22 protein-coding genes and 2 pseudogenes are annotated in these 15,261 nt (G+C 37.0%); 16 read left to right on the plus strand and 8 right to left on the minus strand.

From position 1 onward, the window contains the following. Window positions 1-51: 51 nt before the first annotated feature. A pseudogene (locus H6F45_RS01300) lies at window positions 52-756 on the plus strand (ATPase, T2SS/T4P/T4SS family); the annotation flags it as partial. 193 nt (window positions 757-949) lie between these two features. On the opposite strand, the gene H6F45_RS01305 reads toward H6F45_RS01300, so the two are convergent. Further along, the gene (locus H6F45_RS01305) at window positions 950-1,945 is read right to left on the minus strand and encodes a saccharopine dehydrogenase-like oxidoreductase (protein WP_190346264.1); all 996 of its coding nucleotides are present in this window, start codon (window positions 1,943-1,945) and stop codon (window positions 950-952) included. A 109-nt stretch (window positions 1,946-2,054) separates the two neighbouring features. Here H6F45_RS01305 and H6F45_RS01310 point away from each other — a divergent pair, with 109 nt between their 5' ends. From H6F45_RS01310 to H6F45_RS01340, 7 genes and pseudogenes are all read left to right on the plus strand, one after another. After that, window positions 2,055-2,264 carry a hypothetical protein gene (locus H6F45_RS01310; RefSeq protein ID WP_096566503.1) on the plus strand — a complete coding sequence of 70 codons (210 nt, stop codon included), beginning with the start codon at window positions 2,055-2,057 and terminating at the stop codon, window positions 2,262-2,264. Window positions 2,265-2,267: 3 nt separating this feature from the next. Then, window positions 2,268-2,498, plus strand: a complete 231-nt coding sequence (locus tag H6F45_RS01315) for an addiction module protein (protein WP_096566505.1) — start codon at window positions 2,268-2,270, stop codon at window positions 2,496-2,498. Beyond that, window positions 2,495-2,791: a type II toxin-antitoxin system RelE/ParE family toxin gene (locus tag H6F45_RS01320; RefSeq protein WP_190346265.1), complete on the plus strand. Its 297-nt coding sequence runs from the start codon at window positions 2,495-2,497 to the stop codon at window positions 2,789-2,791. Before H6F45_RS01315 ends, H6F45_RS01320 begins: the two co-directional genes overlap by 4 nt. Window positions 2,792-2,939: 148 nt before the next feature. Further along, window positions 2,940-3,185, plus strand: a complete 246-nt coding sequence (locus tag H6F45_RS01325; RefSeq protein ID WP_096566507.1) for a hypothetical protein — start codon at window positions 2,940-2,942, stop codon at window positions 3,183-3,185. After that, window positions 3,182-3,628, plus strand: coding sequence for a type II toxin-antitoxin system VapC family toxin (locus H6F45_RS01330; protein WP_190346266.1), 447 nt, complete (start codon window positions 3,182-3,184; stop codon window positions 3,626-3,628). Before H6F45_RS01325 ends, H6F45_RS01330 begins: the two co-directional genes overlap by 4 nt. 4 nt (window positions 3,629-3,632) lie before the next feature. Next, window positions 3,633-3,791: pseudogene (locus H6F45_RS01335) on the plus strand (element excision factor XisI family protein); the annotation flags it as partial. A 284-nt stretch (window positions 3,792-4,075) separates the two neighbouring features. After that, window positions 4,076-4,420, plus strand: coding sequence for a hypothetical protein (locus tag H6F45_RS01340; protein ID WP_190346267.1), 345 nt, complete (start codon window positions 4,076-4,078; stop codon window positions 4,418-4,420). On the opposite strand, the gene H6F45_RS01345 is transcribed toward H6F45_RS01340, so the two are convergent. Genes H6F45_RS01345 through H6F45_RS01355 form a run of 3 tightly spaced genes read right to left on the minus strand, consistent with a single transcriptional unit; the run spans window position 4,415 to window position 5,074 of the window. Then, window positions 4,415-4,552 (minus strand): hypothetical protein, encoded by a 138-nt coding sequence (locus tag H6F45_RS01345; RefSeq protein WP_190346268.1) that lies wholly within the window; start codon window positions 4,550-4,552, stop codon window positions 4,415-4,417. The genes H6F45_RS01340 and H6F45_RS01345 overlap by 6 nt on opposite strands. Window positions 4,553-4,575: 23 nt before the next feature. Beyond that, window positions 4,576-4,908 (minus strand): type II toxin-antitoxin system PemK/MazF family toxin, encoded by a 333-nt coding sequence (locus H6F45_RS01350; protein ID WP_096566509.1) that lies wholly within the window; start codon window positions 4,906-4,908, stop codon window positions 4,576-4,578. Next, the gene (locus tag H6F45_RS01355) at window positions 4,898-5,074 is read right to left on the minus strand and encodes a hypothetical protein (RefSeq protein WP_190346269.1); all 177 of its coding nucleotides are present in this window, start codon (window positions 5,072-5,074) and stop codon (window positions 4,898-4,900) included. Before H6F45_RS01355 ends, H6F45_RS01350 begins: the two co-directional genes overlap by 11 nt. A 116-nt stretch (window positions 5,075-5,190) precedes the next feature. Between H6F45_RS01355 and H6F45_RS01360 the strand changes: the two genes are divergently transcribed. The 4 genes from H6F45_RS01360 to H6F45_RS01375 all read left to right on the plus strand — a co-directional run bounded on the left by H6F45_RS01360 (window position 5,191) and on the right by H6F45_RS01375 (window position 8,158). Further along, window positions 5,191-5,454: a hypothetical protein gene (locus H6F45_RS01360; RefSeq protein WP_137667309.1), complete on the plus strand. Its 264-nt coding sequence runs from the start codon at window positions 5,191-5,193 to the stop codon at window positions 5,452-5,454. Window positions 5,455-5,458: 4 nt separating this feature from the next. After that, window positions 5,459-5,911, plus strand: coding sequence for a hypothetical protein (locus H6F45_RS01365; protein ID WP_190346270.1), 453 nt, complete (start codon window positions 5,459-5,461; stop codon window positions 5,909-5,911). Between the two features lie 15 nt (window positions 5,912-5,926). Beyond that, on the plus strand, window positions 5,927-6,541 hold the full coding sequence (locus H6F45_RS01370) for a PIN domain-containing protein (RefSeq protein ID WP_137667310.1): 615 nt from the start codon (window positions 5,927-5,929) through the stop codon (window positions 6,539-6,541). Window positions 6,542-6,694: 153 nt separating this feature from the next. Beyond that, window positions 6,695-8,158 (plus strand): Fic family protein, encoded by a 1,464-nt coding sequence (locus H6F45_RS01375; protein WP_137667311.1) that lies wholly within the window; start codon window positions 6,695-6,697, stop codon window positions 8,156-8,158. A 171-nt stretch (window positions 8,159-8,329) separates the two neighbouring features. Here the strand turns inward: H6F45_RS01375 and H6F45_RS01380 are convergent, their stop codons facing one another. Continuing rightward, window positions 8,330-8,653: a DUF5615 family PIN-like protein gene (locus H6F45_RS01380; protein ID WP_137667312.1), complete on the minus strand. Its 324-nt coding sequence runs from the start codon at window positions 8,651-8,653 to the stop codon at window positions 8,330-8,332. 1 nt (window position 8,654) lies between these two features. After that, on the minus strand, window positions 8,655-8,873 hold the full coding sequence (locus H6F45_RS01385; RefSeq protein ID WP_137667313.1) for a DUF433 domain-containing protein: 219 nt from the start codon (window positions 8,871-8,873) through the stop codon (window positions 8,655-8,657). Window positions 8,874-8,978: 105 nt separating this feature from the next. Between H6F45_RS01385 and H6F45_RS01390 the strand changes: the two genes are divergently transcribed. Further along, a complete protein-coding gene (locus H6F45_RS01390; protein WP_137667314.1) occupies window positions 8,979-9,233 on the plus strand; it encodes a hypothetical protein in 255 nt (84 codons plus the stop codon). A 3-nt stretch (window positions 9,234-9,236) separates the two neighbouring features. Beyond that, on the plus strand, window positions 9,237-9,614 hold the full coding sequence (locus H6F45_RS01395; protein ID WP_190346271.1) for a type II toxin-antitoxin system VapC family toxin: 378 nt from the start codon (window positions 9,237-9,239) through the stop codon (window positions 9,612-9,614). 52 nt (window positions 9,615-9,666) lie between these two features. On the opposite strand, the gene tatC is transcribed toward H6F45_RS01395, so the two are convergent. Together tatC and H6F45_RS01405 are read right to left on the minus strand one after the other, a co-directional pair. Then, the gene (gene tatC, locus H6F45_RS01400) at window positions 9,667-10,461 is read right to left on the minus strand and encodes a twin-arginine translocase subunit TatC (protein ID WP_190346272.1); all 795 of its coding nucleotides are present in this window, start codon (window positions 10,459-10,461) and stop codon (window positions 9,667-9,669) included. Between the two features lie 419 nt (window positions 10,462-10,880). Beyond that, a complete protein-coding gene (locus tag H6F45_RS01405) occupies window positions 10,881-13,070 on the minus strand; it encodes a transglycosylase SLT domain-containing protein (protein ID WP_190346273.1) in 2,190 nt (729 codons plus the stop codon). Between the two features lie 674 nt (window positions 13,071-13,744). On the opposite strand from H6F45_RS01405, the gene H6F45_RS01410 reads away from it, so the two are divergent. Both H6F45_RS01410 and H6F45_RS01415 read left to right on the plus strand, forming a co-directional pair. Continuing rightward, window positions 13,745-14,257 carry a hypothetical protein gene (locus H6F45_RS01410; RefSeq protein ID WP_190346274.1) on the plus strand — a complete coding sequence of 171 codons (513 nt, stop codon included), beginning with the start codon at window positions 13,745-13,747 and terminating at the stop codon, window positions 14,255-14,257. A gap of 226 nt (window positions 14,258-14,483) precedes the next feature. Then, the gene (locus H6F45_RS01415) at window positions 14,484-15,248 is read left to right on the plus strand and encodes a fimbria/pilus periplasmic chaperone (protein WP_190346275.1); all 765 of its coding nucleotides are present in this window, start codon (window positions 14,484-14,486) and stop codon (window positions 15,246-15,248) included. The last annotated feature ends 13 nt before the right edge of the window (window positions 15,249-15,261 follow it).

Consider the following 15,261-nt stretch of genomic DNA (forward strand, 5'->3'; position numbering starts at 1 on the left):
ACCTTTGATATATCAAGGTTTTAGGTTTATTCAGCAAACCCTAATTTAGATATTGCAGAAAGGCGTTTACCTCAAGACGGACGTATCCGCAGGGTTTTTGATGGTAGAAAAGTAGACTTTCGGGTTAATACCTTACCTAGTCGCTATGGTGAAAAAATCTGTCTGCGGATTTTGGATAACTCATCTACCCAGTTGGGTTTAGATAAGTTAATTACTGATCCAGAGACTTTGCATATAGTCCAGGATATGGTCAGCAAGCCTTTTGGTTTGATTCTGGTGACTAGTCCTACATGTTCAGGTAAAACTACTACCCTGGCGGCTATGATTGACTTGATCAACCGCACTAGAGCCGAACATATTTTAACAGTTCAAGACCCGGTTGAATTTGTTTATGAACCAATAAAAAGCTTAGTCCACCAACGTCAATTAGGTGAAGATACCAAGAGTTTTGCTAATGCTTTAAAAGCAGCTTTACGGGAAGATCCAGATATTATTCTGGTGGGTGAAATGCGGGACTTGGAAACTATTTCTTTGGCGATTTCGGCCGCAGAAACAGGTCACTTGGTATTTGGTAAACTACACACCAGTTCTGCTGCTCAAACTGTTGACCGGATTATTGACGTTTTTCCATCAGAAAGACAAACACAGGTGCGGGTACAATTATCTAACTCCTTAGTGGCAGTTTTGAGCCAAACTTTAGTACCTAAGAAAAATCCTAAACCTGGTGAATATGGACGGGTAATGGCTCAAGAAATTATATTTACCTTTTGTGATGCAAACACCGACAATTTTGGAAGAAGAGAAAGAAGAATATCAAGAATCTTATATTAGGGAATAGGGAATAGGGAATAGGGAATAGGGAATAGTAACAAGGCAAAAGGCAAAAGGCAAGAGTTAATATTATACCCAGTCACCAGTCACCAGTCACCAGTCCCCAGTCCCCAGTCCCCTATTTTACAAATTTAGGCATAATTTCCGCTGCGGTAAATAAGCCGTTAATGCCTCTTTGATGTAATTCTTGACCAGCTTTTAAATAACCAAAGGCAGGACCACAAACGTTGGCGGCCATGCTGGTTTCATCACCTAATGTAAATGTATGAGTTGATATTTTCCCTTCAAAGGTGCGTCCAGTAATTTTCACATTGGTACTTAAAGGCTTTTTGGGGTTGCGAGTATCAACTACACCACCAACGGTTACTCTATCCCGTGAACAAATTCCAGCAATTTCTAACATTACATCATCGGCGTGTTCCATGTTTTCTAATGTCAACAAACCGTTAGTTTTATCAAGTAATGCTTCTACTTCTGCATCGGTCATTGCTCTAGCGGTTTCTACAGTATAACCGGGTATATGTCCGATATCTTCCCGAACTGTAGCACGATAAGCTTCCCAGTTAGCAATACCTACACCAAAGGTAATAACTACGCTGTGAATTTCGGCGTAACTTTGGGCTGCTAAAGCGGCAGCGGCGGTTAATAGTCCAGGAGTTGCACCACAACCGGTCATGTAGGTAATACCTGCTGCTTGCAGTTCATCTTTCATCGCTAAAAGTTGTTCTACGGCGCTGGTGCGTTTGATGGCATCAACTAACACACCTTGCCAACCCGCTTGGATAAATTGTTTAGTGACGTTGGGGATAAAGTCGTTAGGTAGGTTGGGTAAAGCCAGGAAATAACCATCTACAGCGTCACCGGTGGCTTGAATTAGGTCTTGAATGCTGTTGTTGCTTAATGTACCGAAGGGTTCTAAATAACCGACTGTTCCCTGTTTTTGGTAGGTGGAAATGCAAGCATTGGTGTTTAAGCCTTCTGTAGAGTATGCGTAGCCTTTTTGATCTGCGGCTGCAACTAAGATCATTTCCCGTTTGCTGGAGAGGAGTTTTGCTGCTGCTTGGCCGAGTCCCCCAAAACCAAGGACTCCGACGCGGATGGGTTGTTTGTTCATTGTGTTTTTTCTCTGTATGGTTAAAGGTTAATTATGCTTTATTTTTCTGGGTTCTCAAGTAGAAAAAAGCTATAATTATGGGAAAGTTATTTAAGGTAGCTTAAAAATCGTGAGTCAAGTATTAACTCTGGAACTAAACGATGATGTTTATATGGCTTTCCAACAACAAGCTACAGCGGTGGGAGTTTCAGTAGCAGAATTAGTTGCAGCTTCCCTCAATCGTCAGTATAGTTTGTCAGTTAGTCCTCAATCTGATACTGAGGAAGCACGTCAGCGTTTACTTGGTTTTGCTGGTGTTATAACGATATCGGAGCATTAATTTATGACTATTGAACAATTAGAGGCTCAAGTTTTAGCTTTACCAAAGGATACTCTAGCATTATTAGTAGCTCGTTTGATTGAACATTTAGGACAAGTAGAAAAAATTGATCAGCAAATTGCTAATGAATGGATACAAGAGGCAGAATTAAGGGATGAGGATATGAGTAATGGTAAAATTGCTGGTATTTCCTCTCAAGAAGTGTTTAGTAAATTGCGTATTTATTTAGAATGATAACTGTTATATTTCATCCCTGGGCAGAACAAGAATTAACTGATGCTATCAATTATTATGAGCAGCAAAAAACGGGTCTTGGTTTAGAATATTTAGAAGCGGTAGAGCAGGTTGTAAATTGTTTGATGTATTATCCAGAAATAGGTGCAAAGGTTCGCGGTTCTATTCGGCGTTTAGTGATACCAAAATTTCCCTATTCTCTTTTATATCGTGTTCTAGAAGAGGAAGAAATTCGCATTTTAGCTGTAGCACATCATAAGCGCAAGCCATTTTATTGGAGTAAACGAAAGTAGGTTTTAAGATAAATAAAATCTCTGGTTTTTATATGGATTCCTTAACTATTCAATATCGTCAGATTATAAACTTTTAAAACAAAGTTTGTGAATATAGTGATAAAATGATTGTTGCTACATTCTATTTTGTACAATCTTAAATTATGTTATGTTGCGAGAAAAGCTCAAGCAAGAATTAGATCATCTCGATGAAGAACAACTGGAAAAAATAGCTGATTTTATAGCTTTTATTCAGTTTCAATCTCAAAAGTTTTCTGACACTACTCCATTATGGCAAAAATTAACACCAGAAGCAAGGGCGAGTGAGTTTCGAGATTGGGTTTCTCAACTTCCTGAAACTGGTGTGAGTTTGAGTGATGCAGCTTTTTGTCGAGATAGTATTTACGAAGAATGACGAGATATATTATTGATACTAATGTTGTGATGCGCTTCTGTAATCCTTCTGATGTTCAGCATCACCTTGCAACAGATGCCATATCTCGTTTACTCACGCAGGGAGATAAATGTTTTTTGACGGCGCAAATACTCGTCGAGTTTTGGGCTGTAGCTACACGACCAGTTGAAGTTAATGGTTTAGGGTGGAGTGTGGAAACAACGCGCAAGACTATAGACCAAGTTCTGAGGCGTTTTCCATTACTGAAAGAGTCGGAAGATATTTTTCCCAATTGGTTAAATTTAGTAACGACTAATAAGGTAATGGGTAAACGCACTCATGATGTGCGTATCGTGGCTGTTATGCTTGCTTATCAAGTTACCCATATTTTAACTTTTAATCCTAGTGATTTTTTGTTAACTACCAGTATTGTTGTTGTACGTCCACAGGAATTGTTAAGTTGATAATTGGATTCAACACGATGGAACTGAGGAAGGAGTTGCTGATGATTTGGTTGCTGCGGGAATACCAAAAGCCCATATTATTTTAGGGTTTAAAGCGCCTGAGAACAGGAAATATACGGAGTTTGCTGTTTTGAAAATTTTGTCAACAATCATAACAGCGTAAGGTTAATATAAAACTACTTTCGTAAGCTATTATAATTAGGGTTTGCTGAAAAAGCGATCTGTGAAGGCAAGGGAACAGGGAACTCTTAACAGGGAACAGTTTCAGCTATCTGTCATCCTATAATTTCCTGATTTATCAGACCCAAAATGCACACTTTTTCAGGTATACCCTTCAAAATCCTTGCATCTTTTTCTTGTTTATTAGCCTCAAACCTTCAATATATCTAGCTTTTGTCTTTATTCAGCAAGCCCTAATTAGTGTAATGTAAAGAAATTGAATAATTTATGACTATTGAACAATCAGAAGTTTATATGGTATTCGGAGCTTTATCAGAGTACACCGATTATCGTTATTGTTGTGGAACAAATCAAGACTTACTTAAACAGCTTAGATATAGTGCATCTGCTAAACCAGATGCTATATTAATTGATCGAAATACTAATGAATACTTAATTGCTGAATTGAAAATGAAAGCTTCTGCTTTCACATCAAATCATAATAAGGAAGATATTGATGTTCTGATTTGTTGGGAAGATGATGCAAAGATTAAAGATTCTCTACCAAGTAAGGTAGTAGTTTTAAGAGATGTTCTAGAAAAAGCTATTGAGGCAAAGGAGATTGAATTATAATGTAATTATGGGTTTGAAATAAAATAATACTGAATTTAGTACCTTTTGTTGTTTAGAAAGCGATCGCATTTTCTGGATGTAGAGTAGAGAGTGCGATCGCATTTCTGATAGTAGATTAAACAGCGATCGCATTTCTGATGTAGAGTTAGGAGCGATTATTCAGCTTCATCCTGTAGATCAAGTGCGAATTTAATCGCTTGCTGAATTTCTAGCATAACTTCCTCTGGTAACTTGCCCAATTTTCTCTCTAGTCTTATTGTGGGAATAGATCCAATACCCTGAACATTAGCTGTAGAATCTCGCTCCAGAAATTGCAGTCTAGGTAGTGCAACCTCATAAAGACTTCCCCGATTTTGGGTAGTTAGTGGTACATAAATTACCAACGCTCGTGGTGGGTCAGGATCATCACGAGATACAATCACAATTGGGCGTGTTTTTGCAGCTATACCCAAGTCTGCAAGCCAAACTTCACCAAGCTTAGGGTTCATCTAACAAATCCAACACTTCTTGTTCTACTGTACGAGTTCTGAGAATGTCTAAAACATCTTGATCTGCCATTTCGATAATTTCTAGAATACAACGGCGAACTTGATCTGCTACGGCTGGTTGCCAGTAATTTAACTTTGTATTTAGTTCTTCAATTAAAGCATCCATAATAATTCTGTATACTTCTAAATATCAATATTAAACTAATTTTCAACCAAAGTACATTTCTAATTAATAATTTGATATACAATAATATCTAGAAACCTTGCCCAAAATATACGGTTATGGCGATAGTTGTTTCCCTTAGTCCAGAATTAGAAGCTAGACTGCGAGAGAAAGCAGCACAGCAAGGACAAGATATTAGTTTTGTCGCGGCTGAATTGTTGGAGAATATCCTAGACTGGGAATTACAAGACTCAGAAGCAGCTATTCAGGGTATTCAGCAAGGATTAGAAGACTTTGAAGCAGGTCGTTTTCGTTCTTTTGATGATTTTGCTGATGAGCAGCGCCTCAAGTATAACCTACAACCTTTAATGTCACAAGGATAAAAAAATGGACGCTACAAAACTGAACGACACAACCATAGAACTATCAGATATTACAGCTTGGGACAAAAACGGAAATAAAATTTTAGTATCAAAAGTTAGAGCTAGAGATATTGTAGAAGATGTTACTGCCAAAATCGAAAATATCCTCAAATTTGAACAAGAACATAATAGAGTGATAATTCCTTATGCAATGACAGCTACCCGTGAAGAAATTAAATTTTTTCAATGGGATGGGGAAAAGTTAGAAGATGTCTACACCTTCCCAACTCATGAAGTTTTGTCTGAATATGATCCAGAATTTAGTCATAAAAAGAGGATTTTTGAATATTATTTAGAAACATTAGTAGAAGGATGGTTAAGAGATTTAGCTGAGAATTGGAAAACAGATAATCCCCCAAAATCACAAGAATTAACCCAGATAGGTTTTGTAGATAAAATTGCTGATGCTGCACAATAAAGGCGAGTAAATTTAATGATTACGCTTTACATAGAAACTAATTTTTTTATTGACTTTGCAAAAAAACAAGATCAAGAAACTGAGAATTTAGTAAATTCCCAATATCCTGAAGTAACAACAAAAATTAAAATAGTAACTCCTGCAATTTGTTGTATGGAATCTCTTTCTGTACTAGAAAGTGAAAGAAACAGAAGCAATCGTTTTAAAAAGAACTTAGATGATGAAGTTAGTAAACTAAAAGGAGATAGAAACTCAACATACTCTGGAGACATCAAATTATATCTACGACAAGCAATTATTAAGAATAATGAGAGAATAAATGAGATTAATACTCGTCTTTTTGATGTTTTAGAATGGGCTACTAAAACTGTAGACTTAATACAATTAAAACCAGATATTCTCAGTAAAAGTATGGAAAATATACTTATTAATGATCCTACAGACAATTTAATTTTACACTGTATTCTTGATCATTCTCAAACATCTACAAATGAGAAAAAAGTTTTTTTGAGTGGAAATCATACAGACTTTGGTAAACCAGAGATTAAAGAAATATTGCAGGAAGCAAGTATAGAAAGATATTTTGTCAAGACGGGAGATTTTTTAGGATGGTTAAATTCACAGTTTTAATTATTGGGTAATATTGCATTTCCGATGTAGAGTGAGAGCAATACCTTCAGTGCGCTATCTCTACGAGACGCTACGCGAACGCTAACGCATTTATGATGTAGAGTTAAGAGCAATATCATATTAAACTATTAATCCAGTTTTTGGAGATGATTCATGCAGTGGCAACCAATAGAAAACCTACCAGCAAATTGGCAAAACTTAGCAAGTGCTGAGTTATCATCTTTAGTAACATTTTGGAATGAACAAGCAGAACGTCTACGTTCCTCTGGAGAATTTAAAATCTTTAGGGAAAGGTTGTGTCGAGAAATTGCCATTGAAACTGGAATTATTGAAAGATTATATACCCTTGATCAAGGAATTACTCGGATACTAATTGAAAAAGGAATTAATGAAGCTCTTATTCCTCATAATCCTACAAATCCCCCAATTAAGCAAATTGTATCTCTTATCCAAGATCAAGAAGCAGCTATTGAAGGACTATTTGATTTTGTCGGTGGACAGAGAACCTTATCTAATTTTTATATCAAAGAATTACATCAACTGCTAACTCAAAATCAAGATAGTACAGAAGCTAAAACATCTTCAGGGCAAATTATTCGTGTTTCTCTCATCCGGGGTGATTGGAAACGACAACCTAATAACCCTGAAAGACCTAATGGAATAATACATGAATATTGTCCTCCTGAACAAGTTGCATCAGAAATGGATAATTTGATTCAATGGCATCATGAACATAGAAAACAAAACATTCCTCCAGAAGTTGAAGCAGCATGGTTACATCATCGGTTTACACAAATTCATCCATTTCAAGATGGTAATGGTAGAGTAGCTCGATGTCTTGCTAGTTTAGTTTTCATACAAGCTGGATTGTTTCCTTTAGTTCTCACTCGTGACGATAGAGCAGTTTATATTGAAGCTTCAGAACAAGCAGATCAAAGAAATTTATTACCTTTGATTAACTTATTTTCTAATAGTCAAAAACAGGCATTTCTTCGTAGTCTTCGTTTATCTGAACAAGTTTTGTCAGAAACACGCCGCGTTCAAGCTGTGATTTCATCTATCACTGAGAAAATTAAGCAAAGCCAATCTGTTACTATTTCGGATCGCTGTCAAAAAGTTGAGGGATTTGCTGCAAATCTGTTTGAAATTGCATCTGTTCGCTTACAAGATATCGCTACTGAAATTAAGTTATCACTTCAAAATCTAGTGAGTGATGCTCAGATTTTTACACGCACTGCACCTGCACGTGATCCTAAATCATATTATCATCGCTTCCAAGTGGTAGAAACAGCTAAACAATTAGGATACTTTGCTAATCTTCGTCCCTATCACAGTTGGATACAATTGGTCATAAATGTAGAATCAACAACAACAATTTTACTTTCTTTTCATGTTGTTGGACATGAATATCTGGGCTTACTTGCTTGTTCTGCTTGTGCATATCACAGAGATAATACAGAAGAGGGTGAAAAAAATATTAGTGATATTCAAGCCTTAACAGATTCTCTATTTCAGTTTTCTTATGCTGATGATGAGAGTAACCTGACAGAACGTTTTAAGAAGTGGTTGGAAGATGTAATTGTTACTGGTTTAGAGTATTGGAATGAGAGTGTTTAACAAGCATAGTTAAGAGCGATCGCATTAATCGCATTATCTGATGTAGAGCAAAGAGTGATCGCATTTTATAGATATAGGGTGAAGTGCGATACCTTCGGTAAGCTTCGCTAACGCATTTTATGGATGTAGAGTAGAGAGTGCGATACCTTGAGTAAACTTCTCTACACCTTATCATTCAAGACTAATAACCACAGATTGACCTTTTATCACTGTAGATAAAATATCTAAAATCTTTGGAACTAAAGGTTTAAGATCCATTAATCTATTAGACTTTGCTTGCAAAACAACTACAGCAATATTGAACTGAGATAAATTTTGCTGAAAAGATAAATTTCTATCAACCGTAATAAAAACATCAAATTCTTTTTCTATTAAAGCCAGTAATTTACCATTTTTAGTTCCTGCCCATCCCATCTGGGGAACAGTTTTGATTTCATAACCTATAAATTCTTGGGTTAATCTGCGATCAATACATTCATCTAAAATCAATTTCATCTTATGCTACCTTACTAATTATTGCTTTTTCTACTTCCTCCAAAAATGTAATTACTTGCTCTCTACTAACCGTAGGAAAACCATCTAAAAAATCATCTATTGAATCTCCTGCTTTTAAATAATCTAAAAGTGTTTGGATAGGAACTCTTGTTCCGGTAAAAACTGGAGTACCACTCATAACTTCAGGAGAAACGCTGATAATTGAAGTATTGCCAGACATAGTTTTTTATATGTTCAAGTGATATTTTTTATTTTAACATTGATGTAGAATATTGCTAGTAATGACTTACAGAAGTAATAATACATATAGAGTAAAGATGAAATTATGCTAAAAACATTCAGAGCTTGGTTAAAAGGAAGTCGTTTAGAGTGGATTGATGATGTACCTGCATTGGGAGAAAAACTAACCCCAGTTCATGTTACATTGCTAGAAAATGAACAAGTTATAGATAAAAAAGCACGGGGACAGAGAATGGCTGAAATATTAGAAAAACTAGCTATGAGTCAAACTATGACTGATATTGACCCAATTCTATGGCAGCAAGAAACCCGTCAAGATCGTTCACTTCCAGGAAGATAAAACGTGCTGCTAGATAGTAATATTATCATCTACTCTGCTCAAGCAGAACACAATAAATTGAGAGAATTAATTGCTGAATATGCACCTGCGGTATCAGCACTTAGTTATTTGGAAGTTTTAGGCTATCATCAGCTTACCAAAGAGCAAATTCAGTATTTTGAGGAGTTTTTTCAAATTGCTGAAGTTTTACCCATCTCTCAAGATGTTTTAAACCAAGCAGTCATTTTGCGACAACAGAAAAAAATGACTTTAGGTGATGCTATTATTGCCAGCACTGCTTTAGTGTATGGGTTAATTTTAATAACAAGAAATACAGATGATTTTCGTTGGGTAACTCAACTAAGATTGTGGAATCCATTTGAATCTGATAAACCTAGTTGAGGGATGAGTTTGATCTGCGATCAATAAATTATTACCCATTCCCCATTTCCTATTACTTACCTGTTAATTTCACCAACCCAATACCACCAAAATACAACCCTAAAACCGCCCCTGCTAATAAACTTTGAGTTAAAGGATCAGTAGAAGGTGTTAACACCGCACCTAAAACCACTGCAACCATAATCACAAACCGCCAACCGGCTAACATTTGATTTGAAGAAACAATACCTAAATTACTTAACAATAATTGAATCACGGGAACTTGAAATGCTAAACCAGTGCTGAATAACAACAATAATACAAATTCAAAATATTTTTCAATTGACCATAGTTGTTCTACCACATCAGCACCGTAGCTAACAAAAAAGTTTAAAGCTGCGGGAATAAGTAGAAAATAGGCAAATACTAACCCACCCAAAAATAAAATACTCGAACCAAAAACTATCGGTGCTAATAAACGACGTTCACGACGAGTCAAACCGGGTAATACAAATTGCACAATTTGGTAAAGTATAAAAGGAGTGGCCAGCACTAAACCACTGTAACCCGCAACTTTTAAGGAGACAAAGAAATATTCTCCTGGTGCTAGTTGCAGAAATTTGATACCGTTTGCAGGAACTTCCAGTATTCGTACAAGTGGTTTAACAACGACAAAGCAACCAACCACACATACAGCTACAGCTATTAAAGAATAAAAAATGCGCGATCGCAATTCTTCCAGATGATCGAAAAACGACATTTCTACTTCATCTGGTAACTCATCTAAGGGATCAACTGCTGAGTTACTGTATCCTTCTTTGTCAACATTGGGAGAATTAATAGTATCTATGTCTGGTGATGATGTCATGAGTCAGTTTCTAGGCAACATTCCTTAACTATTTTATCTTCCAGCGCGACTAGCAACAGAGGTTTTCTTAGTTTTGGGAGATGGAGAGGAGCATTCGGACGACCATTATCAATTTTTATCCCAGGCTATTTTCCTGTAAGGGCGAAGCATTCGGGCAACAAATTATCAATTTTATGACCAGGCTATTTTCCTGTAAGGGCGAAGCATTCGGGCAACAAATTATCAATTTTATGACCAGGCTATTTTCCTGTAAGGGCGAAGCATTCGGGCAACAAATTATCAATTTTATGACCAGGCTATTTTCCTGTAAGGGCGAAGCATTCGGGCAACAAATTATCAATTTTATGACCAGGCTATTTTCCGAATGCTTCGCCCCTACTTCTCCTGTACTTACGTTTTGGTCTTATCACCCATCACCATTACTGCTGCGGTAATTTAGGTTGTTGTTCTGAGTATTTAGCTACTAAAGCGGAAATTGACGGATTATACAAACGCAGATAATTCCAATAGTTACCAAATACCAAGCGGACGTAATTTCTAGTTTCACCAAAGGGTATTTCTTCTACAAACTCATCTGGATCTTGTTTAGGCATGGTTCGTAACCATTTGGCTACGTTACCCGGTCCTGCGTTGTAACTGGCGATCGCTAACATGGAATTATTACCATATTGCTGATGGGTATGATCCAAATACCATGTACCCAACATAATATTATCATTGGGGTTTTCCAAATTGAGGTTTTTAATATCCATACCAATTTGTGGGGCTATCCATGCTGCGGTACTCGGCATTACCTGCATTAAACCCGTCGCACCAACCACTGATTTAATTTTTGGTTGAAACATTGACTCTTGTCTCATCAATGCTGTAACTAGCAGTGGGTTAAGTTGACGTGATAAAGACCATTTTTGTATTTCTTGGAAATAAGGAAACGGATAACGGGCTTGCCAATAAGTGATTTCTTTACTTAAAGCGGCAAATTCCGCTTGTTCCTCTGGTGTTTGTCGATCTTCTAATTTAGATATCTTAGCAATACCGATCAAATTTTCACCCTTTGCTAACCGCATCAACCCTTCTGTAAATTGTTCCGCTACGGTAGGCTGACTGTTATTTTTAAATGCTGTTTCCCACTCATACCAAGCATCTCGATCCTGTCCTAACAAATACAATTCTTTAAAGGTATCAGAACCCGCTGGAGGTACAGGACGTTGGGGGGGGATAATTTCTGGGTTCATTAAACGCAAGTTACTAAAATCACCTACATCTAAACCTAAAATACTAGCAGCCCGCCAAGCATAATAAGATTGGGGAAATTGACTCAATACATACTCGTAGGCTTTACGTGCATCTTCCTGTTTACCTAGTAGAGTTGCCCATTTTCCTACCCAAAAACTGGCTCTGGGAGCTAAAATACTTCTGGGATTTTCTGTAGCAATTGGTTGCGCCCACTGCCATGCACTTACGTAATCTCTATTTTTGGCTTTATTGAGGGCATTTTTCCAGCGATATTCTGCTGCTTCTTCAGAGTTGCTATATCTACCTAACAATAATTTCCAGGTTTCTGTAGCTGCCTGATTATCTTTAAGCGACTCTAGCAGTTTAGCTTTTTGTTCCAGTGCTTGGGGTGCTTGTTTGGGAAACTTATTAATAATTTGGTCAAGATAAGGTATGGCAGCTTTGCCAGGGGTGATTTCTGCTAATCTTAATAAAGCTGTTCCCGTTTCTTCATCATCGGGAAATTCTTGGATTTGTTGCTTATAAATAGCAATTGCTTGATCTCGTTTTTTATCTATTTGTAATCCTCGCGCCCTGCGATAAAGATTTTTAGCTGTTTTCGGAGCTTTTGTATAAGCACTGGCAGCCTTAGCAAATTCGTTATTATCCCAATATACAGAAGCGATGAGATCCCAATCTGCGGCTGTGAGTTGGGGTTGTTTAGCCAACTGATCTAAAATACCAGTAATTCCTGGCTCATCAGAGGCATATTTAGCTAAGATTAATTTTAACTTGAGTTGATTGGGGTTTTCTCGTAGGCGTTTGCGGATAATTTCCCAGGTGAGGGGATGGGAAGGAAATTGAGCGATCGCCTGTTCATGTAGCTTTGGCAACCCAATCAAATATATAGCTTTAACTACTGCTGCATCTTCAGGATAATCTTTTAACACTTTTTGCCGCAGATCGGAAGCTTGGCCTTTTTCACCTAGAATATCTTGTGCTTGGGCTTGTTTCAGTAAAATATACGGTGCTAAAACAGGATAGTCTTTCTCTAGACCTTCTAACAAACTCAAAGCTTTTTTACCTTGATCAGTTTCTATATAATCACTTGCTAACAGATAACGCGCCCTTTCCCGATCTGGTGAACTGCCATTCTCCGCAATTTCCGCAAGTTTTGCCGCCCGTTCCGGTAAAGATTGTGATGCCAAACGAAAGACAACCGACTGGGATTTATTAGCCTCAGATAATTTTTCAGGCTGACTCTGACTCAAGTTGAACCATTTACTCAAGGTTTTTCCAGCTTCTGGGGCTGATAACATACCCCCGACTAAAAAGGCACATAGTCCAGCACCAGCAATCAAATAAATTTGCTTGTTTTGTAGTTTTTTCAGCATGGATACCCGCTTTTAGTCTAGGCTCTAGAAAAGAAAAATGAAGAAAAATCAAGTCAGTTTTTTGCCACTTTAACACTATTGGCTGGAAATGTTGTAGCAGTTAGGCAAGATATGACTAAAAACCTGATTTTTGCCTAAGGGTAATTCATGAATATTGACAAAGGCTGTTTTGGTTTGAATTGTTACCAATTACAATCGCGGGTTATTCTCTTACGTCGAACTCAGGTTGTAGAGGGATGGGGTATTACGGCGATTTCCGATCAAGTATTTTCAGCATCTTGATGAATGTAATAACTTGTAAAATAAAATACTCAAAGTTTAAACAAAAAACAGTATTTATACTATCTTGCGGGGGGGGGGTAGGTGATATTATGTATGCAGTTGTTGAAAAATTGCACTTAATTGATTTCTACCTTTTCTAAAGACTTTCAGGAGATGGTAAGGGTAATTCATGTAGCTTGCTTCCCGAAGGGTATTACCCCTACATCAAAACCAGGTTTTTAGTCCAATCTTGGGTAAGGAAATCACCTCTACTAGGGATTTGAACATAAAAACCAGATTTTTAGTCCAATGTTGCATAAGTCTTAACAAAAAGAAGTGGGAAGACAATTTAAAGTCAACACCTCTAGACTCAAATTACTGTAGTTTTTAGTCTTGATAAATAAGGAGTTACAATGTCTTTACGTCCTTTTTTCATTGCTTCTAGCTTAATTCTGAGTCCCCTTGCTGCTATTGGTTTTGAATCAGCAGCCTTTGCTCAGAGTGTTAATATTATTCCTCTTAGTATCACCGTGCCTCCAACGCTTAACGTTACATTAGTGGCAACAAATAATGCTAGTAACTTACAAAACGCGATACAGTTAGCTCAAACAGGGTTACAGTCTACCAAAATTGCTGACTTTTCAGCTACAACTAACGCGTTTAATGGTGTAATCATAACTGCAAGCTCGACTAATAACGGTAATTTGAAAAATAGTAACAACGTCAGTATTCCATACAAACTTGGACTAACTACTCCCAGCAATCCTACTGCACCTAGTACTCCTACCTTTCAAACGTTAGGACAATTTTCTCATAATCTTTTAGGCGGCGATTTCGGTCTACACATTGAGATTAATAACCCAGGTAATATTAGTGCTGGAACATACAGTGATACCTTAACCTTAACAGTTGCCACTAGTAGTTAAACCTTTAATTTTAGGACTTACGTAAGATGTGACTGAAAACCTTATTCTTGCGTAGGGGTAATTCATGTAGCTTGCTTCCCGAAGGGTATTACCCCTACTTTCGTTCCCTTTTGCGTAAGTCCTGAATTGGGGAAACAATAAAAATCCAGTTCCCTCACCTTACTAAGGGGAGGGTTAGGGAGGGGTAAAAACATTTAATCTAACTGTATTTGATAACAATTAAATCATGAAACTCTCAATTCGGCATTTTTTTATCTTTATTTTTTTTGTAGTATTAAGTAGCATTTCACCAGCACTAGCCTTTAAATTAGAGCCAATTTCTAAAGTATTTGAACCAGCAGGGACAGGTGCAACCCAGTCTTATAAAATTATTAATGATACCTCAGAACAAATCGCTGTTGAACTGTCAATGGTAAAACGAAAAATCAGCGTAGAAGGTGAAGAAACCACTGAAAAAGCTGATGATGATTTTTTAGTTTATCCATCCCAAATGATCCTAACACCCCAAAGTGTACAATCTGTGCGAGTGACATGGTTAGGTAATCCTAACCCTGAAAAAGAACTAAATTATCGTATTATAGCTGAACAGTTACCAATTAATTTAAAAGATACCCAACAATCACAATCACAGGCAATAACAGCCGGAATCAAAATTACGTTTCGTTACATAGGATCGGTGTATATTCGCCCTAAAAATACACAATCTAAAGTTATCCTGAATGGCATTACTCATGAAAAATCAAAAGATGGAAATGATCTGTTAGTAATTACTTTTGATAATCAGGGTACTCGCCGTGCCATATTATCAGAATTAAATTTAAACTTAACTAGCGAAAAAGGAACTCAATTTACTCTCAAACCAGAACAATTAGAAGGTGTGAATAATGGGCTGATTTTATCAGGTAATCAGCGACGGTTTTCTATTCCTTGGCCTCAACAATTACCTATAGGCAAAGTCACAGGCACATTTACATTTAAAGATGTTGAATAATCAGGTGTAGGGG

Source organism: Sphaerospermopsis sp. FACHB-1194 (assembly GCF_014696235.1).
GTDB lineage: Bacteria > Cyanobacteriota > Cyanobacteriia > Cyanobacteriales > Nostocaceae > Sphaerospermopsis > Sphaerospermopsis kisseleviana.